General features: G+C 51.6%; 17 protein-coding genes. 8 read left to right on the top strand and 9 right to left on the bottom strand.

Features of this window, described 5'->3' with window-relative positions; translation table 11 throughout:
• Positions 1-53: 53 nt before the first annotated feature.
• Complete coding sequence (locus tag SC206_RS02985; protein ID WP_332734055.1) at positions 54-641, bottom strand: TetR/AcrR family transcriptional regulator; 588 nt, start codon at positions 639-641, stop codon at positions 54-56.
• Positions 642-734: 93 nt separating this feature from the next.
• Between SC206_RS02985 and SC206_RS02980 the strand changes: the two genes are divergently transcribed.
• Positions 735-1,628, top strand: coding sequence for an ABC transporter six-transmembrane domain-containing protein (locus SC206_RS02980; RefSeq protein WP_332734054.1), 894 nt, complete (start codon positions 735-737; stop codon positions 1,626-1,628).
• A 109-nt stretch (positions 1,629-1,737) separates the two neighbouring features.
• Positions 1,738-1,869 (top strand): DUF2256 domain-containing protein, encoded by a 132-nt coding sequence (locus tag SC206_RS02975; RefSeq protein ID WP_332734053.1) that lies wholly within the window; start codon positions 1,738-1,740, stop codon positions 1,867-1,869.
• A gap of 3 nt (positions 1,870-1,872) precedes the next feature.
• On the opposite strand, the gene SC206_RS02970 is transcribed toward SC206_RS02975, so the two are convergent.
• Positions 1,873-3,090 (bottom strand): MFS transporter, encoded by a 1,218-nt coding sequence (locus SC206_RS02970; RefSeq protein WP_332734052.1) that lies wholly within the window; start codon positions 3,088-3,090, stop codon positions 1,873-1,875.
• A 328-nt stretch (positions 3,091-3,418) separates the two neighbouring features.
• On the opposite strand from SC206_RS02970, the gene SC206_RS02965 reads away from it, so the two are divergent.
• The gene (locus SC206_RS02965) at positions 3,419-4,312 is read left to right on the top strand and encodes a LysR family transcriptional regulator (RefSeq protein ID WP_332734051.1); all 894 of its coding nucleotides are present in this window, start codon (positions 3,419-3,421) and stop codon (positions 4,310-4,312) included.
• A gap of 170 nt (positions 4,313-4,482) precedes the next feature.
• Positions 4,483-5,097, top strand: a complete 615-nt coding sequence (locus SC206_RS02960) for a response regulator transcription factor (protein WP_332734111.1) — start codon at positions 4,483-4,485, stop codon at positions 5,095-5,097.
• A 2-nt stretch (positions 5,098-5,099) separates the two neighbouring features.
• Here the strand turns inward: SC206_RS02960 and SC206_RS02955 are convergent, their stop codons facing one another.
• The 3 genes from SC206_RS02955 to SC206_RS02945 are packed head-to-tail and all read right to left on the bottom strand — an operon-like array spanning position 5,100 to position 11,938.
• Complete coding sequence (locus tag SC206_RS02955; RefSeq protein ID WP_332734050.1) at positions 5,100-10,808, bottom strand: ATP-binding sensor histidine kinase; 5,709 nt, start codon at positions 10,806-10,808, stop codon at positions 5,100-5,102.
• Positions 10,805-11,191, bottom strand: a complete 387-nt coding sequence (locus SC206_RS02950; protein WP_332734049.1) for a response regulator transcription factor — start codon at positions 11,189-11,191, stop codon at positions 10,805-10,807. Before SC206_RS02950 ends, SC206_RS02955 begins: the two co-directional genes overlap by 4 nt.
• 54 nt (positions 11,192-11,245) lie before the next feature.
• Positions 11,246-11,938, bottom strand: a complete 693-nt coding sequence (locus SC206_RS02945; protein ID WP_332734048.1) for a hydrolase — start codon at positions 11,936-11,938, stop codon at positions 11,246-11,248.
• 332 nt (positions 11,939-12,270) lie between these two features.
• Here SC206_RS02945 and SC206_RS02940 point away from each other — a divergent pair, with 332 nt between their 5' ends.
• Together SC206_RS02940 and SC206_RS02935 are read left to right on the top strand one after the other, a co-directional pair.
• The gene (locus tag SC206_RS02940; protein WP_332734046.1) at positions 12,271-14,148 is read left to right on the top strand and encodes an amidohydrolase; all 1,878 of its coding nucleotides are present in this window, start codon (positions 12,271-12,273) and stop codon (positions 14,146-14,148) included.
• A 14-nt stretch (positions 14,149-14,162) separates the two neighbouring features.
• Entirely contained in the window at positions 14,163-15,788 is a 1,626-nt protein-coding gene (locus tag SC206_RS02935) for an MFS transporter (protein ID WP_332734044.1), read from the top strand.
• A gap of 140 nt (positions 15,789-15,928) precedes the next feature.
• On the opposite strand, the gene SC206_RS02930 is transcribed toward SC206_RS02935, so the two are convergent.
• The 3 genes from SC206_RS02930 to SC206_RS02920 all read right to left on the bottom strand — a co-directional run bounded on the left by SC206_RS02930 (position 15,929) and on the right by SC206_RS02920 (position 17,113).
• A complete protein-coding gene (locus SC206_RS02930) occupies positions 15,929-16,150 on the bottom strand; it encodes a KTSC domain-containing protein (protein WP_332734042.1) in 222 nt (73 codons plus the stop codon).
• A 74-nt stretch (positions 16,151-16,224) separates the two neighbouring features.
• The gene (locus tag SC206_RS02925; RefSeq protein WP_332734040.1) at positions 16,225-16,503 is read right to left on the bottom strand and encodes a biofilm development regulator YmgB/AriR family protein; all 279 of its coding nucleotides are present in this window, start codon (positions 16,501-16,503) and stop codon (positions 16,225-16,227) included.
• A gap of 241 nt (positions 16,504-16,744) precedes the next feature.
• Entirely contained in the window at positions 16,745-17,113 is a 369-nt protein-coding gene (locus SC206_RS02920; protein WP_332734038.1) for a hypothetical protein, read from the bottom strand.
• 373 nt (positions 17,114-17,486) lie between these two features.
• Between SC206_RS02920 and SC206_RS02915 the strand changes: the two genes are divergently transcribed.
• Positions 17,487-18,017, top strand: coding sequence for a hypothetical protein (locus tag SC206_RS02915; protein ID WP_332734036.1), 531 nt, complete (start codon positions 17,487-17,489; stop codon positions 18,015-18,017).
• 87 nt (positions 18,018-18,104) lie between these two features.
• On the opposite strand, the gene shiA is transcribed toward SC206_RS02915, so the two are convergent.
• Complete coding sequence (shiA, locus tag SC206_RS02910) at positions 18,105-19,421, bottom strand: shikimate transporter (protein ID WP_332734034.1); 1,317 nt, start codon at positions 19,419-19,421, stop codon at positions 18,105-18,107.
• Between the two features lie 258 nt (positions 19,422-19,679).
• Here shiA and SC206_RS02905 point away from each other — a divergent pair, with 258 nt between their 5' ends.
• Positions 19,680-20,066 (top strand): RidA family protein, encoded by a 387-nt coding sequence (locus SC206_RS02905; protein WP_332734032.1) that lies wholly within the window; start codon positions 19,680-19,682, stop codon positions 20,064-20,066.
• The last annotated feature ends 76 nt before the right edge of the window (positions 20,067-20,142 follow it).

The following is a 20,142-nucleotide window of genomic DNA, read 5'->3' as shown; positions in this document are numbered from 1 at the left end:
AGCTTAATTATTCCAGGGATAAATAATGCTAAAACCCTCGTCTGAATATTTCATTAAACGTTGAGGGTAAAATCGATAAACGCCTGAACATCATCCACCGCTTCCCTATATTTTTCCTCGGACGGATAAATAATCAGGTGATCGGCATAGCCATTTAGCATTGCCGAAAGCTGCCTGACGACGCGTACCGTATCTACCTGACGAAAAGCGCCTTCTGCGATGCCTTCATTAATGATAGCGGCATTAAAATCGCCCCATTTTTGAATAAACGTGTCAACCAACTCAGCATAAATCGCCTCTTGCCCGGCCAGTTGCCAGAGAGAGCCATAAAGCTGCCAGACGGCATCGGGCGTACCCGGCGTGCCGGGCAGATAATTTTCGATCAAGACACTCAGTTTTTTCGCGGGGGGCAAATTGTCAGTGTCAGCAATAAACTGGTCCAAATCTTGTTGCATAAAACGCCTGAGCGCCTCGATACATAATGTCTGCCAGTCGCTGAAGTAATAATAGATATGGCTGCGCGAGATTGAGAGGCGTTCAGTGAGCTCGCGGGTGGTGACTTTCTCAATGCCTTTCTCTTTAAAAAGCGCCGCAGCGCCATCCAGAATACGTGCTTTCAGTACTTCCCTGCTTTCTTTCATAACTTGGCCTCATTGACATTGAGCAACTGCTCAAATAGACTCTTTCCTCAGTTTGAGCAATTGCTCAAATTAATTTTAACAGAAAACTCGCTAATGCAAACTCATGAAATTTTGAAACCCGCCAAAGTCACCGGCAGCGCACTCAACACACTCAAACGACTTGGCCATCGTCACCGGAAAAAGCTGTTCTTTACGCTGATGCTGGTGGTCGCCGAAAATGTCACCTATCTTCTTTATCCGCTTCTGGCGGGCTTTGCCATCAATGCCATAGTCGCAGGTCAGGCATGGCACGCAATTTTCTATGCCATGATGGTTTTCACGATGTGGGTGATCGGTGCGGCAAGGCGCAGTCTGGATACGCGAACCTTTACCAGAATTTATGCCGAGCTGGCGGTGCCCGTCATTCTGGCACAGCGCCGAGAGAAGCATAGTCATTCGACCATCGCCGCGAGGGTTGCTCTCTCCAGAGAATTTGTCGATTTCTTCGAAAAGCATCTGCCAATATTGATCACTTCCGTGGCCTCAATTAGCGGCGCGGCGTTCATGCTGCTCGCGATAGAATTCTGGACGGGGATTATCTGCCTGGGCATTCTAGTGTTCTTTACCTTCTTTCTGCCTGGATACACGCGCAAAAATGAAGCACTCTTTAACCGGCTAAATGACCGGCTTGAAAAAGAAGTCGGCTTTGTCAGGAATGCGCCCGTTGCGTCGCTCAGTCGACATTATAAAGTGCTGGCCGGTTTACGGATTCGATTATCAGATCGCGAAGCGTGGGGTTTCCTCTCCATTGGCGCGGTGACGGCCCTGCTGTTTGCTACCACCATTTTTAACATGGCATTTCGCGGCGGCGTCGATGCCGGTCATATCTATTCGGTGATGACCTACATGTGGATGTTCGCCATGAGCCTTGACGACGCTCCCCAGCTGCTTGAGAAATATTCTCAGCTTAAAGATATTGGCAAAAGAGTGAACATCGACCTTATCTAAGCGCGCTATTCACACTCTGCCTATTCGGTTTATACTTTATTAACTGCATACTGCTCTACTTTTTACTTCTCTCAGTTTTTTATTTCTCAAAGACGGTTCGCGTAGGAGAGTGATTTTGAAAAAAAACGAACTTCCGACCAAAGTCTGTACCGTTTGCGGACGGCCTTTCAGCTGGCGGAAAAAATGGGAAAAATGCTGGGACGACGTGCGTAAATGCTCGGAACGTTGTCGTCGCCAGTAAGATTTACTCTTGGGGGCACGTTACTCTGGAGGCAGTTAACGCTAATATTCCGCCTGCTATCAGAATGATTGCACTTGCGAAAAATGTGCTTTGATAGCCGTCCAAATCAAATATTACCCCGCCCAGCGTTGAGCCTAGTCCGATTGAAAGCTGGATTACGGCAACCATTAATCCCCCGCCCGCCTCGGCGTTATGAGGGATTTCAGCCAGCCATGTCCACCATCCAACAGGCGCGGCCGTGGCGACTAACCCCCAGAATCCAAGTAACAGGACGACTACGGCGACCTTATCGCCCGACAAGGCGAGTAAAACTGCGATAGCTGCCATCAAAAGAGGGATAGCGATAAGCGTTTTATAAACGCCATATTTTAAGAACTTGCCAATGAGTGCCGTTCCTAACAGTCCGGCAACCCCCATCAACAATAAAATCAGTGAAAGTGAGGCAACATTAATATGCGTCACCGTTTCAAGAAAAGGACGCACGTAGGTAAACAGCGTAAATTGCCCCATAAAGAAAGCCCCACAGCCTGCCACTCCCACTGCGATTTTCTTGTTTTTTAGCACCGCAATGACATTTCCAGACTGACGATTTTCTTTTTGGCTCTTCATCGCTGGCAATGCGAGCCACTGCCAGATAAAAGCACCGACCGAAATCGGTACCAGACAGAAAAATGCTCCCCGCCAGCCGATAGTTGATCCCAGCCAGGCGCCCAAGGGTGCCGCCACGACAGTTGCCAGCGCGCTACCGCTGTTAAAAATAGCCATTGCCTTTGGCACCTGATGTTTCTGGACCAGTCTCATCGCCGTTGCTACAGACAAAGACCAAAATCCACCCACAGCAACACCGACACATGCCCGTCCAAGCATATAAACGGCATAATTTGGCGCAGTGGCAATGACAATACCTGAGATTCCCATAAGCGCCGTTAAGGCCAGCAGCACCAGTTTGCGATCCCGACGTCCTGCAAATGTAGGGATGCACAGGCTTGTCAGAACCGCCAAAGCACCAGAAATAGCAATGCCCTGCCCGATCAATCCTTCACTTACCGACATATCGCTAGACATCGGCGTCAACAAACTGACCGGCATAAATTCAGAAGCCACGAGGACAAATGCACAAAGTGTTATCGCGAATACTCCTCCCCAATTTGCAGACTCATGCTCTGTTTGAGCCTGCACGCTAGCCTCAGCGTTGGCCTCTATACTTTTATCGTTTGTCATTTAATTTCCCTGAATACCATGCAAATCAATTAGCTAAGAACCTAGGTTAACTACCGAAAAAGTCTACCGAGTGAATAAAAGGCATAAGCGCCCCGCAATCTGGATCCCCCCTCTCGCACTGATTCGATAGTTAACGTGCATTGCACAATGATAACGCCCCTAATCTCATTAAATTAGTATCCTAATTAGGGATGCCATCATGTAGAATTTTCATATATTGAAGTCGAAGTCTGTTGAAGCTCTGTTTTTCAACGATGAAATGCGCGGCTTTGAAAATTATCTTTCGATAAATCAGTAGATTGCGATAAATACGCAGAGGGAGTTATTGATGGTCCGTGAAAATATAAACGACTTAATTGCATTTTTGGCAGTAGCCAGAGAACGAAGTTTTACACGCGCTGCCGCAAAAATAGGTATTTCGCAGTCGGCGCTGAGCCATACCATAAGAAATCTTGAGAAAAGGCTGGGAGTCAGATTATTCACGCGGACGACGCGGGCTGTTTCACCCACGGAAGCCGGAGAGAAACTGCTTCTGGGCATTGGGCCGCATTTTGATGAAATTGAAATCCAGCTTGATGCGCTTAACGAATTGAAAGATACCCCTTCAGGCATCATCAGGATTAATGCGTCGGATTACGCAATCAGCCATGTCATTTGGCCGAAGCTACAAGATTTCTTACCGCTCTATCCCGACATTAAAGTCGAGATTATTCTTGATAATGGGCTCTCCGATATTGTCACACAGCGCTATGACGCGGGTGTTCGCATGGGTGAGCAGCTTGCCAAAGATATGATATCTGCACGTATCAGCCCTGATTTCCGCTTTGCGGTAATAGGCTCAACGGCCTATTTTAAAAAGCACGCGCTCCCAGAAACTCCGCAAGATTTGATGAGCCATGCGTGTATTAATTACCGTTTTCCAACGTCGGGTGTAATTTACCACTGGGAATTCGAGGATAACGGCAGAGAGGTGAAAATACGCGTTGATGGTCAGCTCACCTTTAATAATATTTTTCACGTTCTGGATGCCGCACTCGCCGGACACGGCCTCGCCTATGTGCCAGAAGAAATAGCCCAACCCTATCTTGAAAAAGGAGAAGCAATCAGAGTATTGGAAAAGTGGTCACCCTACTGGGACGGATACTATCTTTATTACCCCAATCGACATCACTCATCGCCAGCCTTTAGACTGCTTACCGAAGCCTTGCGGCATCGTGGATGAATGTAATAAACCCAGTGATAAGGGGCGTAATGTGAGCGACTGGGCGATTTAAAATATTCTCAGTTCACGTTATATTCAGTTCACGCTATATTCAGTTCACGTTATAGTCAATTCACCTTATATTCAATGACCTATAAAAACAGAACTCCCAAGAGTCAGAGCCCGCCATGATGGATAAAATTGTTTATATCGTTGATGACGATCAGTCGGTAATCAATGCGTTACAAAACCTGCTCGGCTCGGAAGGTTATCTGGTTTCAACCTTTACCTCGCCTGCCGACTTTCTCAATCAAGCCGCTTACGTTACGCCTAGCTGTCTGATAGTTGACCTCAATATGCCCGGCTTCGATGGCTTCGATGTTTCACTGCATCTCACCGAACGAGGTTATGCGATTCCGACCATATTTCTCACGGGCCATGGCACGATCCCCATTACCGTAAGGGCGATGAAGGCCGGGGCGTTTGAGTTTCTCACCAAGCCCGTGATGCCCGACGATTTACTGAAAGTTGTTGCGGAGGCGTTGGCCCTTTCCGAAAAAAGCGCAGGCGCGGCGCAGGAAAAAGTCATGCTGACCGAGCGCTATCATTCCCTGACCCGTCGGGAAAATGAGCTGATGCAGCTGGTTATTCGCGGATTATTGAATAAACAAATTGCCGCTGAAATGGGTATTAGTGAAATCACGGCCAAAGTGCATAAACGCCGTGTTATGGAGAAACTGCAGGTGCGGTCGGTATCGGAATTAGTCAGAATGGCCGAAAAGCTCGGCCTTCTGCATGATAATTAAGCCTATTTAATTCCGCTTAGGCTTTTATTGCCGCCCAGCGGCAGCGTAAACCAAAATCGGCTGCCGCCTTGCTGTCGATTTTCGGCACTCAGCTTGCCGCCGTGCCGTTTGATAATCTCACTGCTGATAGTCAGCCCCATGCCCATGCCGTGGGCTTTGGTGGTGTAAAACGAATCGAATATCTTGCCGATGACTTCATCCGTTAACCCCGTGCCGTTATCGGCGACCTCAATGCGGATAACATCGTGGGCCGGATGGCTGGAAGAGATCCGCAAAACGCGCGCGCCTGCATTATCGGCCATTGCGTCGATAGCATTAATGACCAGATTAAGCAGCACCTGCTGGATCTGAACGCTTTCGCAAAACACCTCATCCCGTTCGGCGGCAAATTCCAGCTCTAGCGAAACGAAGCGACGTTCAAGCTCAAGGCGCGACAAACTGAGAATGTCGCGAGTAATCTGGTGCAGTCTGGCGGGCGAAAATTCGGCCACCTGATTGCGCGTGAGCGCCTGAAGTCCGCGAATAATATCGCCCGCCCGACGGCCTTCGCGAATGATCTCATCAATACTTTGACAGGCGTTTTCAAGGTGCGCCGGCTCACGCTTCAGCCAGCGCTGGCTCGCCCCCGCATTCGCCACAATCGACATCAGCGGCTGATTGATTTCATGGGCGATGGACGACGTCAATTGCCCCACCGTTGTGGCACGCGCGACGCGGGCGAGTTCCGCCTGCGCAATTCTGACGGCATCTTCGGCGTGACGCTGGGCGGTAATGTCGGTCAGCGTGCCGAAATATTCGGCCACCTCGGGCCAGTTCTCATTCGGCTCGCCAATGCCTTTAATATAACGACACTCGCCGTCATCCCGCACAATCCGAAATTCTGCCAGCATCACTTCGCCCTTGCTGGCGCAGGTTTCAATCAGCTCTCTCAGACTCGAAATATCGTCGGGATGAACGCGGCTTTGGAACTCGACCATCGAGGTAGTGGTCTGCTCGTCCGGCAGCCCCATAATGCGTTTATATTCATCGGAAATGTATTGAACGTCGGACTCAATCAGCCAATGCCACGTGCCGGTATGACTGATTTTTTCGCCCAGCACGAGTGAGGTTTGGCTGGCGCGCAGCTGTTTCTCGATTTTTCGACGCTGAATGTTTTCATCGACCAGTTCGGCATACAGGCGCGCGGTTTCCAGCGAGACGGCGGCCTGTGCGCCGAGCATCGCCACAATCCTTGAGTGCTCGGCGGTAAACACTTCCGGCATTAACCGATTTTCAAGATAAAGCACGCCCACCATCCGCGCCTGTTTGTACATCGGCACGCACATCACCGCCGCGCCTGATGCGATAAGATAATTATCCTGACTGAAGGGGCTGAAAACGTCGGGTTTTCCGGTGCGAATCTCCTGTCCGCTGCGAATCACCGCCGAAAGAATCGAGAGCGGGAGATCGGTGGCGAGCGGCGATTCGCGGACGATCTGCACTTTAACACCCTCGACCGTAGTGGAAGCTCTGGCCTGAATCTCTGGAATATTGCCATCGACGAGACGTATCAGCATGCAGCGCTGCGCGGAGGCGCGTTCCACCAGCAGCATCATCAAAATATGGATAATGCGGTCCGGATCAATCTCTTCCGTGAGCGCCCGCATCATGGTCACCATGCTCTGCAAATCGCCGATGGCTGCACTCTGTTCAAAGGCGACGGTGCTCAGCGCAGTCTGGGTATTATGATGCACGAGGGCGGGATACTGCGTTTCAAGCTGGCGAACTTTGGCTCCCGCTCCCCAACGTTCCCAGGCCGCCATCGCGCCTTTCATGTAGGCATCTCCCGCAAACGCCATGTTTTGCGCATAGGCCATTCGCGCCGCCAGCTCGCAGGCTACGCCATTAATATGCGGAAACTGCCCTTCGCGCGACAACGCGATAGCCATCTCATACTGCTCGTAGGCCAGCGCGGTTTCGCCTTTTAAACGAAACAGCTCCGCGCGCAGCAGCGCCTCTTTGTCTGCAAAAGTTTTAGCGTTTTCATTGGCCCACGTCACGATTTTGGCGAGATGCTGCTCAAGCTTGGTCACTAACGTTAAATCTGGCTGTGCAATCATCGCTCCTGAGGATAAAGGAATAGTGAGCGACAGCGCGCTGTACAGATGAAAGTCGAGCATGTGAACATGACCGGGGATCAAGTCGGTGAAAGGCGCGGCCGCAGTAAAATAGCGATGCGCGTCGTCATATTCGTTGGCAAAAAAGTGCGCCATTCCTTTATAAAGTCGCGACCAGAACTTCATCAGATACATCGGCTCTACGGCGTTTTCAGGCTCAACCACGGCGACCGGCAGAGCGCTATTACTATTACTATTACTATTACTACTAAAGTCATGACTACTAAAGTCATGACAACTGAAGTTATGTCCACTAAAGCTATCGCCGCGAGGCTGGCGCAGGAACAGCACATAATCGCGCTGCATCCCTAAAATCTTTTCTACGTCGCGATACTGCGCCTTTTGAACATACAAAATCGCCCGCGTGATTGAGGTATGCACGCCGTCGAGATGATCGCCACGAGCAAGATAATTCATGACAATATGCCGCAATGCCAGACAGGCTGACGTTCGGTCACCCGTTTCCACCGCGACGTCAAAAGTCGCTTTCGCCCGCTCGATGGCATAGGTCAGAGGCATGGTCCAGACGCTAACCTGATCCAGCGGCATCAGCGTTCGTGCTTTAAAGCTCGTAAAATCATGCTTATAAACCAGCTCGCGTGCCAGAAGCGTGCTGGAAAATCCTCGGCTGTATTCGTCATACTGATCGCCACACGCCACGCCATACCACGATAATGCAAGCGTAGACGCGCCGCTCAGCCCTTGGGCCAGAGTCAAATGAAGCAGCTTGCAGAGGATCATAAAATGCAGCCGCGGATTAATAAACGCGGCAAAGGTGCTGGCGCTGGCCATAAGATTCATGACCGCTTCGGTTTTCTTGGTGTCGATAAGCGGTAATGAACGAAATCGCGTATAGGGATTTTTGCCGACATCCTTTTTAAGCAGGAGTCGAGCTTCGTCGCACTCCGCTTTGTCGGGATTACGGTTCAGATGAATGCCGAATACCGCCAGCCAGGAGAGCGCAGTTTCGAGTGCCAATCGACTGTCGGACTGGCGCATGTGAATTTCGGCAATCAGGCAGGCGGCCTCGGCTTTGTCGGTAATCTCGCCGGGCGCGGACTGGATTTTGATGCTCAACTCCAGCGCGGCGGGCAGGTTGCCGTTAAGAAATTCGCACTCCGCCTGTTCAAGCAAAAACTCGCCCCGCTCGACCCTGCCCGCGCTGTCATTAAGCAGCCGCGCGGCGTGCAGATAACGCAGCGCCGAAACAAAATCGCCGGAGCTTTTTGCCCGCCGACTGGCCTTTAGCATCAGTTGGGAAAACGTCTCGGCATCGTGCATCAACAGCGCCAGATTTTTTATCGACAGCACATGATGCGCGGCTCTAAACAGCAGGACGTTGATAATATCGAGGCTGGATTGATGCATATAAAAGCAGGCGGCGAGGTAATGGAAGGCGTCCATCTCTTTAACATCGAGCAGCGTTAATGCCGCCTCGTGCATGCTGTCGTGCATAAAAGCATAATCCGTGTCATTCACGGAAATCAGCCGCGCCGCAATGGCGGGCTGAAGCATCAATACCATCTCGGACAGCGCAATATCGAGCATGTTGCCTAGCGTAATCAGCTCGCCTGCGCCGCCCTGAGTGGCTAATTTTGCCAACAGTTGACGAGTCGGCAGAGGCAGCGTCACTAAATGCTGCAGCACGCTGGCCGCCACGTTTGCCGTGTAGTGGCTATTTTTCAGCGCCTGTGAATCATAGGCCCAGCGTGACGGCGCATTGTGAGTGATCAGGCCGTCACGAAGCGCCTGACGGAAAAACTCGCGCGTGGCGAGCGGATTGCCGGCGGTTTTTTCATGAATAACCTGCGCCAGCTCTTCCGTTGCGGCACGTTTGGCATGAAACAGCCCGGCAAGCCAGCTGGCAATATTTTTCTCGGACATCGGCTCTGGCGTCACATCGGTAATGCGCGCCGCATGAGCCCGAATCCGGCTCAAATTGCCCGCCACCGTCGGACACGGCATAGAAACGCTGTCGCGATGGGTGATCACCAGCAGCAGCGGAATATCTTCACTGCCGCTCAGCACATTTTGCAGCAGAAGCAGCGTGGCCTGATCCGCCCAATGGATGTCATCAATCAGCATGACTAAGGGACGGCCCGGCGCGGCAAAGGCTTTAACCAGATTGCAAGCCACGAGATTAAAACGATTTTTTTCATCAAGCGCGAAGGTGTGCGTCTGAACGGCGGCTTTTTGATCCAGTGAGGAGTGATCGATCGACTTTTGATCCCGTGACTTCTGATTTAACAGCGGTTGATCCAATAACATCGCCAGCTCCGGCACCAGATTCACCGCCACTGCGGCATATTCGCCTAACAGTCGGCTGAGGTGCGTCTTCCAGCGGGTGAGCTCTTCGGCAGGAAGCCCGAGCACGTGAAGCGCCAGCGTTTTGAACGCGGCCGTAAAGACAGAATACGGTAGCACCGGCGAGTTTTTTTCGGCCTTAACCACGGTTAACAGCGCGACCTTGTTGCGCAGCAGCTTGACCGCCGAGGCGATTAAAGACGATTTTCCTGCGCCCGGTACGCCGCTTATCGCCACCAGACTGTGCTTGCCGCTTCTGCTCACCTCGTCGAAAGCCGCCAGAATATCCGTAGCCTGTGGATGATCGGTAAAGAGCGCATCGGTGGATAAATTCAGAGGCTGAGAATCCTGCATGCCCAGCGCGAAAGTGTGAATTGCTCCGTCCGGCACCAAATTATTGGCGCAGCGCTGGAGATCGGCCAGCACGCCCTCGACCGTCTGATAGCGATATTGCGGCGATTTGGCCAGCAGCCGCAGGATGATTGAAGAGAGCACCGCGGGCACGTCCGGACGCAGCAAATGCGGCGGCAGCGCCTCCGACGCAATATGATGATGGACCCATTCAGCGTGCCCGCCGTCGGCATTGCCATAAGGTAATCTGCCGGTCAGCAACTCATAAAGCACAATGCCGAGGCTATAAAGATCGCTTACCCGATTCACCGGATGGGCCGACCGCGAGGTGTGTTCCGGTGACATATAGGCCAGCGTGCCACCCGTTATCGGCAATTGAGGCTGCGGCGAGAGGTCACTGTTAACCGACGACAGGCCAAAGCCGCCCAGCCGAATAGCACCGTCTTCGTTATAGAAAAATTTCGCGGGTTTGATGTCGCCGTGAACCAGCCCCTGCTGATGCATCATGCTCAACGCATTGCAGAGCATCGCCGCACTGGCGAGAAACTCGGCAATACCGGCAGGCGGTGTACAGAGCATATCGGCGAGGGTGCGGTAATTAAAGGGCTTGTAAATCAGCGAGTAACGTCCCTGAAAATGCGTGTGCTGCACCGGTTTCAAAGACCAGCTATCCGCCAGCTTATCGCGAAGCGCGTATTCGTTTTTTAGCAGTGGCGTCACGTGAAAAACCGACTCTTCGCTGCCCGCCGTGGCAAGCACGAAGGTTTTACCCGTGGTCGCGTGCCGAGCCAGTAACCAGTCAACATTGCCCTCCTGCGCCAGCGGGCTGAAGGTAATATCGTCTGACAGCACGATGATGTCGTTTGCTGCGGGATTGACTGCCTGCGGATTCATACTCATGAGCGAGCTGCCCTTGCGGAAAACGCCTGACGGATGTGTACAAACAATGTATCTAATTCTATCGGTTTAGACAAAAAAGCTATCGCGCCCAGATGCTCGGCGTAGCGGGACATATCTTCATCACCGTTGCCCGAAATAATAATGCCCGCCGGATTAGTCATCCGTTGAGTGAGACTGATGAACAAATCGAAACCATTCATGCCTTTAAGTTGCACATCTATGATAAAAAGCGCGGCCTCGGCCAGAGCAGTCTCATCATCCAGAAGTGCCTCTGCCGACTCGAAGGCCTGCGTCAGATAACCTTCAGACTGGAGCAGGTTAGTTAACCCATTGCGCACAGAGCGTTCATCATCGACGACGACAATCCGCTGCGACAGTTGCATGCTGTATTCCTTAAATGACTGGCTGACCCGTTTCGAGCCAGCCAGCCGAGCCGATTAACGAATCGGTGCCGGAACCGGAGCCAGAGTACGGTGCTCGCTCTTTTGACGTGACGGCGCTTTATGCACCATGGTGTAGGCGTAATCGACGCCAATGCCGTAAGCGCCCGAATGCTCTTTGGCAATATCCATGACCGCGTTGTACGTCTCTTTATGCGCCCAGTCGCGCTGCCATTCCAGCATCACCTGCTGCCAGGTCACCGGAATAACGCCCGCCTGAATCATGCGTTGCATCGCGTAATCGTGCGCTTCTTTGGTAGTACCGCCAGACGCATCGGCCACCATGTAAATTTCATAATCGCCTTCCAGCATGGCGCAAAGTGCAAAGGAGTTGTTGCACACTTCGGTCCACAGGCCTGAAACCACCACCTTTTTCTTGCCGTTTGCCGCCAGCGCGTCACGCACTTTCTGGTCATCCCACGAGTTCATGGAAGTACGCTCGAGAATGTCCTGACCCGGCAGCACGTCCAGCAGTTCGGGGAAGGTATTTCCAGAGAAGCTTTCCGTCTCAACGGTAGTAAGAATTGTAGGAATATTAAAGACTTTGGCCGCTTTAGCCAAGGCCACCACGTTATTTTTCAACACTTGGCGATCCATGGATTGCACGCCAAATGCCATCTGTGGCTGCTGGTCGATAAAAATTATCTGGCAGTTGTGCGGCGTCAATACTTCAAGGTTGCGAGTCGTCATATTTTATCCCAATGAGGTTAATACTGTTTAGGGTGTACAAGCGGATGGTGTACAAGCGGATGGTGTAAAAGCAAATGATGTGAACCTAATGATGTAGATGCCTTTAAAGTTCAGGGCTCACTGTCTGATCGCAGTTTAAGAACCTTTTTTATTTCAGACTATTATCTATAGGTATAACTATACGAAGGTATACCTATCCCTTTGTATAACTAGACGCCTTTCAAATTTCGCGATCATAATTCCACCATCCTTTTAACCTGCGTTTTATGCAGGGCAGTTCGCTATCCGCGGCCATTCACTGCCGTTTCGGACCATTCGTTTCAGGAGGTTTCATGATTAACCCCGGTAAAGCCGACGTCATCTTCACTCATGGTAAATTTCACACCGTCGATCGAGAGAATCCGATCGCCGATGCCGTTGCCATTCGCGACGGTAAATTTCTGGCAGTAGGTACGCTCAACGAGGTGATGCAGTATCACGACGAAGGGACCAAAGTGGTTGATCTGAAAGGTCATACGGGCGTTCCCGGTCTGAATGACTCGCACCTGCACTTAATTCGTGGCGGCCTGAACTATAACCTCGAGCTGCGCTGGGAAGGCGTGCCGTCGGTGTTTGATGCGCTGCGAATGCTGAGAGAGCAGGCGATGCGCACGCCTTCACCCCAGTGGGTGCGCGTGGTGGGTGGTTGGACAGAATTTCAGTTTGCCGAACGCCGTATGCCGACGCTGGAAGAAATTAATGACGCAGCGCCAGACACGCCGGTGTTTATTCTTCACCTCTACGATCGCGCCCTGCTTAACCGCGCCGCGCTAAAAGTGGTGGGTTACACCAAAGATACGCCCAACCCGCCGGGCGGCGAAATCCAGCGCGACAGTAACGGCAACCCAACCGGCATGCTGATTGCAAAACCTAATGCGATGATTCTTTACTCCACGCTGGCGAAAGGTCCGAAACTTCCGCTCGAGCAGCAGGTGAACTCAACCCGCCAGTTTATGCGCGAGCTGAACCGTCTCGGCCTGACCAGTGCGATTGACGCGGGCGGCGGCTTCCAGAACTATCCGGAAGATTACGAGGTGATTGCCGAGCTGCATGAAAAGAAACAGATGACGCTGCGCATCGCCTATAACCTGTTTACCCAACGTCCGGGCCACGAGCTGGAAGATTTTGAAAAATGGACCGACATGCTGTCGCCGGGTCAAGGCAGCGACTATTTCCGTCATAACGGCGCGGGCGAAATGCTGGTCTTTTCCGCCGCCGATTTTGAAGATTTTCTCGAGCCGCGCCCCGATTTGGCACCGGGCATGGAAGACGAGCTGGAGCGCGTAGTGCGTCATCTGGTCGAGCACCGCTGGCCGTTCCGCCTGCACGCCACCTACGACGAATCCATTAGCCGCATGCTGGACGTGTTCGAAAAGGTCAATCGCGAGATCCCGTTTAACGGCCTGCACTGGTTCTTTGACCACGCCGAAACGGTGACCCAGCGCAATATTGATCGTATCAAAGAGTTGGGCGGCGGCATCGCCGTGCAGCATCGTATGGCATTTCAGGGCGAATATTTTGCCGAACGTTATGGCATCGAAGCCACGCGTCACACGCCACCCGTTACCCGAATGCTGGAAACCGGCGTTCCGGTCGGCCTCGGCACCGACGCGACCCGCGTTGCGAGTTACAACCCGTGGACCGCGCTGTTCTGGCTGGTGTCGGGCCGCACCGTGGGCGGCATGCAGATGTATGACGTCAACGCCCGTCTGGATCGCGAAACGGCGCTGATGCTGTGGACGCAGGGCAGCGCCTGGTTCTCCAGCGAACAGGGGAAAAAAGGCCAGATAAAAGTCGGCCAGCTGGCCGATATGGCGGTGCTGAGCAAAGATTATTTCAGCGTGCCGGAAGAAGAGATTAAAGGCATTGAATCTGTACTGACCGTGGTAGACGGCAACATCGTCTATGCCGCCGGAACGTTCAGCGATGAAGCCCCGCCGTCGATTCCCGTCTTGCCTGACTGGTCGCCGGTGATTAACGTGCCGGGTCATTATCGTAGCGCACCGCCAACCGCAGCCACGCGCGTCGGAATGCAGAAAATGCCTCACCAGTGCAGCGGCCCGTGCGGCGTTCACAGCCATTCTCATGACATTGCGCGCGGCGCCAACCTGCCTGTCTCCGAGGAAAACGCCTTCTGGGGCGCACTCGGCTGCAGCTGCTTTGCGTTTTAATCATCATGACTAACATGATAAATAACGTAATAGAGGAAGAGAAAGACGCTGATTCCCCGGCGGTTAGCGTCGAGGCTTCGTCACCGTGGCAGCCCCTGCGTCAGCCCGTTTTTCGCATGCTGTGGATAGCGACGGTGGTCTCGAATATCGGCTCATGGATGAATGACGTCGGCATTAACTGGACCATGCTGACGCTCAGCGCCGACCCGCTCAGCGTGGCGCTGGTGCAGGCGGCGAGCAGCCTGCCGATGTTTCTGTTCGCCCTGCCCTCCGGCGTGCTGGCGGATATCATCGACCGACGTAAATACCTGCTGTTTTCCCAGCTGTGGGTCTTTATTGCCGCCACGGGCCTGACGGTGCTCTCTTTTACCGGCCACATCACCCCGCCGGTGCTGCTGATTGCCGCCTTTTTGATGAGCGCGGGCGCCGCAATGAGCTCGCCGCCGTTTCAGGCCATCGTGCCCGATCTAGTGAAAAAGGAGGAGCTTGGCTCGGCCATTGCGCTTAACTCGCTGGGCATTAATATCAGCCGCGCCATCGGCCCGGCGCTCGGCGGCCTGATCCTTTCTTTTGCAGGGCCGTGGATGGTATTTCTGCTCAACGCGCTGTCAGTGTTGGGCGTCGCGTGGGTGCTCTATCGCTGGAAGGCGGAACCCAACGTCCAGCGTTTGCCGCCCGAACACTTTTTTTCTGCCGTGCGAGCTGGCGTGCGTTACGTCCACGCCGCGCCGGTGCTGAGAAACGTGCTGGTGCGTACCGTCGCATTTTTCGTTTTCGGCAGCGCGGGCTGGGCGCTGTTGCCGCTGGTAGCGCGTCGCGAGCTGAATCTGGGGCCGGGCGGCTACGGCATTATGCTGGCCTTTATTGGCGTGGGTGCCATCTGCGGTGCAATATTGCTGCCCCGACTGCGCAAGCTGTTCAACGCCGATCGGTTAATGGTGCTGGCGAGCCTGATGTTTGCCGCCACTATGCTGGCGCTGGCGTTTATCAGAAACTTTTGGCTGCTTAACGCCTTTGAGTTTTTCACCGGTTTTGCGTGGATTGCCGTGCTCTCTACGCTCAACATCGGCGCGCAGCGCAGCGCGGCGAAATGGGTAAAAGCGCGCGCTCTGGCGGTCTATCTTACCGTTTTCTTTGGTTCGATGACGGTAGGCAGCGCCATTTGGGGTCAGCTGGCTTCTCGCTACGGCATTCCGGTGTCACTCTGCGTCGCGACGCTGGGCATGGCGCTGGCCTGTCTCACGGTGCTGCGCTGGCGTCTGGATAAAGACCCGGATTTGAATCTGGATGTCAGCGAGCTTTGCGAACCGATCCCCGAGCTGGATATCCACCACGATCGCGGTCCGGTGCAGGTGAGCTATGAATATCTGATTCGTCAGGACGATGCGCGCGCCTTCACGCTCTGCATGCAGGACATGAGACGCGTTCGCCGTCGCGGCGGGGCCATCAACTGGGCGGTGTATGAAGACATTTTGCAGCCGGGGATTTTTGTCGAGACTTTTATCGTGGGGTCATGGATGGAGCATTTGCGCCAGCTTGAGCGTTACACCATGAACGATCGGAAAATTCAGGACCGAATTTATGCCTTCCATCAGGCAGATCCTCTGCCCGTCGTCCGCTATCTGGTTACGCCCCAGTAATGGCTGTTTATAATTGCTTTTTATAATTAATAGGTTATTGGCAAGTGACAGCAAAAGACCGGCATATCAGCCGGTCTTTCTTTGTTTACTTAACAGTTTTATTTAGGCCATCCATTTCATTAACTGGATAGGTAATCGGTCTACGCGATGAGTCGGTCAGCCTTCCTGGAGTGGAAAGCCTCCTTGATATGCAGGGCAAAAAATTCTTCTTTGTTATCCGCATCAATAAAAGCCTGATAAAGATAGCAAGGAATGGCAACGTATTGATAAGTTTCGCCATTGTGAAAATCTATTGCCAGTACATGCGTGTTTGAATCATAACTGAGGGCATCAATCTCAGACAAAACCACTTGGTCAGCCACGGATGGAACTCCTGTCGAATCAAGAATTTCTCTGGCACGCAGCGTTATTGTCGCCACGCCTTACGGCCTACTATTCAGGGCCTCACCCACTCTTCGAGGCTGCTTTGTACGACTATTTTCAAAGCATCTCGATAACACTCACATCGCTCTTCATCGGTTTCCAACTCCAGCCTGTTTATCAGGCCGAAGATAAGCTCATGCTTACTGACGCCTGCTTTTTGAGAGGAGTACCCCGTTGAACAAAGCTCCTGACAGGTTTCGGTAATGGCTTCCTGCCCGTTAAAAAAATGGTCTTTCGACTGAATAATCGAGGCCTTAAGCTGCTCGACGGCGGACAGGGATGATTGAGTCATAACGTCAACCTCTTCTGAAACGTTGGAATCGAAAAATTACGATGCTGGATAGTAAATATAGGTAAGATTTTGGGCATCAGTCAAATAATCTGCCCCTTTTTAATAAACACTAATTTCTCACCGCATCATAGAGAATAACATCAGAGCAATGCGCTTTGCCTATTGGTCTACACTCAGATTAAAAATTCGATGCGCGCAATATAACTTATTGGATTATCAACTTTTCTTCTGTAGTTATTTTTCAATACAGCGGTACGAAGATATTCGGAATTGATGCATCAAAGAAAATTCGTGTTCGACAAAGAGTAAAATTGATGTGAGTCCGGTAGGTTTTTTCACTATCCGCCGAAACGTTTCGCAATGAAGTGTAGGGCACTGAATAATGTAACGTGTAGATATTATCATTCATGGACCCATCTTCGACGGTGATACTTTCAATGAATACCTCGCCCTTGTACTCGATAAGAAAATCCAGATAGCCTGCATCGATAAGCAGAATGTCTAACAACTCCTGATTGCGGGCATGATTTTTGAAATAGCTTAATAAAATTCCGATTTGCACTTCGTTATTCAGCCCAACAGGCACTGAATGCAAAAATTCTTTTATCATGATAATCATCCTTGCCCAAGCAAAGCAATTTATGGTATGCCATTTCGAAGATGGAAATATAAGGTGCGTTGAAAACAAGATTTCTAGAAAATTATAATATAATTGCGGGCATGTATAGGACAAACATCACAAATCTACTGGTGATTTTAAAAAGTAAATTTTGCATTTCTTTATTTTTTTACCAAAAACTTAAAATATCTTAAATTAAATTGAAGTTATTTAAGTGTGACTATATCGAAGTAATTTAGCCTTCTATTTTTAGTGCATTGAGCACATGATTAATTAAAAAGTTCCTCACTAAAATTTTTGCTGGCAAACTTGCAACGAAAGCCAACTATAATTATAAGTATTTCATTTACTCTGGTGAGATATTGTGATGAAGATTGAAACCAATAACTTTTATTTCGTTGATAACATTCCTCCCGCGATTGCGGCCGATGGTTGGCATGGCAGTAGTTACCTTAATTTGTTTGACGTTAACTATTTGATAGGCCCAGCCGGAAGATTTAACCGATATCTCTGTGCAAAAGTGTGCGATGACTGCCTGATTTTAGGCTCTTCTAAATTTTTGTTTTCGACGATGAGAACGGACAGATTTGACTATCGGCAGATTGATAACGCGACGGGAAATTACTACGTACAAGGAAGAGCGTTTGCGCTAAAAGAAGACGGCGAAGAGTTGGACGAAAGGCATTCCGTGCTGTTTGCCTATAACTTACAACGAGGACGCAGCGAAGCGTGTTTCGAATTTTCAATATATTTTGACAAAAGCTTTCCTGATGCCGATCTTGCCGATAATAGCTTCGTGGCCATTTTTGGCGACAATCAACACTACGCGCCAGCAAATCCAGAATTTCTCGCCCATGAAACGAAGCTCAAAAAACTTGTCGCCTTCAAAGAATAATAGCTCATTCAAGCATCATAAAATGCAGATTTACTGATCATGAAAGGTAACAGGCCCGTTTAAAATATCTTAAACGGGCTGCTTTTATCACCGCGCCTTTTTCATCATCAGGGCGGTAACGGCGGAAAGCACACAGCCTGCCAGCAAATAAAGGGCTACGCTGTGCCAATCGCCGCCAGAAAACGTGACCAGCGAGGCGGCAATTAAAGGCGTAAATCCACCGCCCACTACGCTGGCGACCTGATAACCCACGCCCGCGCCGCTGTAGCGATAACTCGCGCCAAACATCTCGGTAAACATTGGCTGCTGCACGCAGACCACCATGTCATGGGCAACGTTCGCCAGCATAATGGCGAAGAAGACTATCCAAAACATTGAATGCGCTTCCAACGCCATAAAGAACGGGAAGGCGCTAAGCATGCCGACCAGCGCGCCGGTGATGTAAATTCGGCGGCGACCAAAACGGTCGGCCAGCCAGGCGAAGCAAGGAATCGTCAAGCAGCTCAGGCCGCCCACCAGCAAGCCGATGTTGAGGAACAGATCGCGCGGCAAGCCAAGATTCTGCGTGGAATAACTCAACGCAAATGTGGTGACGATATACATGGTCAGCAGTTCGCAAAGGCGCAGGGCGATAATCTTCAAAAACGCACCCGGATGACGCAGTAACGCCTCAACTACCGGCAGGCGCTGTTTTGCTTTCGCTTCAGGTTGCTTTTGAGTTTGCTGTTCAAATTCGGCGGATTCCACAATGCCATTGCGCACCCACAGCGCCGCGATAACCAACACGGTGCTGAAGAGGAAAGGAATGCGCCAGCCCCAGCTCAGAAACTGCTGGTCAGTGGTCGAATGGCTAATCAGCGACACCAGTCCGGTCGAGAGCAACAAACCAACGCCATAGCCAATCTGCACGCCGCTAGAATAGAACGCCTTTTTCTTCTCGGGCGCACTTTCAACCGATAGCACGGCCGCCCCGCCCCACTCGCCGCCGACGGCAAAACCTTGAATCGCTCGTAACGTCACCAGCAGCACCGGCGCCCACCAGCCAATCATGTTAAACGTCGGTAGCAGGCCGATTAGCGCCGTCGCCAGACCCATGATCCAGACGGTCATCATCAGCATGCGTTTACGGCCTAGGCGATCGCCAAAATGGCCGAAGATTATGCCGCCGAGTGGCCGGAACAGAAAACCGACGCCAAAGGTCGCCAACGCGGCAATCGAACCCATCGCGGGGCTGATTTGCGGAAAGAATTCACGGTTAAATACCAGGGCGGCGGTGATGCCATAGAGCAGAAAATCATACCAGTCTACGACGGCACCGGCGAAGCTACCCCAGGCAGCGCGGCGGGCACGGTTGAGGGAGGATGTCTCTTTACAGGGGGTAGTCGAAATGAGGGTGGAGTCCATACATGTCCTGTTTACACTGATTTTATTCTAGTTTTGTTCAAAGGTTGCTCACACTACGGCCGGCATTTTATGACGGTTCATGAGACTACCCTGTCAACAGGTGGGAGGAAACATAAATTTTATAAAAGAATGCCGCGTATCAACCGCTGTTGCTTTTTAGGCAACGCGGCATAGCCGAAATACGTTTACGGCTCTCCGGCGGCGAGTGCTAATCTTGTGACGTTGATCCCTGTTATCACCTGAAACTTGAGGAGCACTATGCCCATCGTTAATCCGCAAGGACTGAAAGCCCGCAGCTATTACAATCATGTCAAAATCAGGCCGGGAACGCCGGTATTTCCAACGGGACAAGTGGCGTGGGACGAAGAAGGAAATGTCGTTGGCATTGGCGATATGAAAAAGCAGGTCGAGCAGGTTTATGCCAATATCGATCGGCTACTGGCGGGATTGGGCGTCGACAGGGACAGCATTGTGCGCACCACGACCTATGTGACCTCTCTCGCGCTGGTGCCAGAAATTCATCCGATACGCGAACGCTTCTTTGCCGGTCTGGAGTTGCCCGCCAGCACGTTATTTCAAGTTGCTGGTCTGGCCGAACCGGAGCTCATGCTGGAGATTGACGTAATAATCATGATGCCGCTGTAACGCGGCATTTTTATTTCATTCCGTTTTACTAAATTCAGCAATTGTTAACTTGTTGATTGTAATGATTGTATTGATG

This window comes from Rouxiella sp. T17, assembly GCF_036663475.1.
Taxonomy (GTDB): Bacteria; Pseudomonadota; Gammaproteobacteria; order Enterobacterales; family Enterobacteriaceae; genus Rouxiella.
Note: the sequence above shows the minus strand (reverse complement) of the source record. Positions and strands in the feature narration are given on the sequence as shown.